The organism is Pseudomonas sp. 22490, from assembly GCF_052044465.1.
In the GTDB taxonomy this organism is placed as follows: domain Bacteria; phylum Pseudomonadota; class Gammaproteobacteria; order Pseudomonadales; family Pseudomonadaceae; genus Pseudomonas; species Pseudomonas aeruginosa.
In genome coordinates, this window is the sequence record NZ_JBQENS010000114.1 from 1 (window position 1) to 332 (window position 332).

Sequence of the window (332 nt, forward strand, 5' to 3'; positions counted from 1 at the left end):
CCTAGTTCTCCGCCGTCTGGCTGTTTGAATGGGTGCGCTTATGAGGCTGATAGTTCTCGGCCAACATCTTGTTATCGCACTCCAGGCTCCACAACTGAGGGGTTCTGCAACTACACGCTCAAGAGCAACGGCCAGAACTGCTCGGCAGATTCCGGCAACCTGGGCGGCACCGGTCCTTCGCTCAGCGAACCGAATCAGCCGCCAGTGACCGACCCGCCTTCGGACCCGAATGACCCGGGCTGTCCGAAGGGCTACAGCTGGTCAGGCACCACGTGCGTGAAGACGCCGACCGATCCCACAGACCCGACCGACCCGAAAGACCCTGGTGGTGA

Annotated in this window: 1 pseudogene; it reads left to right on the top strand. The window is 61.4% G+C overall.

The window, feature by feature from the left end:
• Positions 1–332: pseudogene (locus tag ACTJJX_RS35170) on the top strand (attachment protein); the annotation flags it as partial.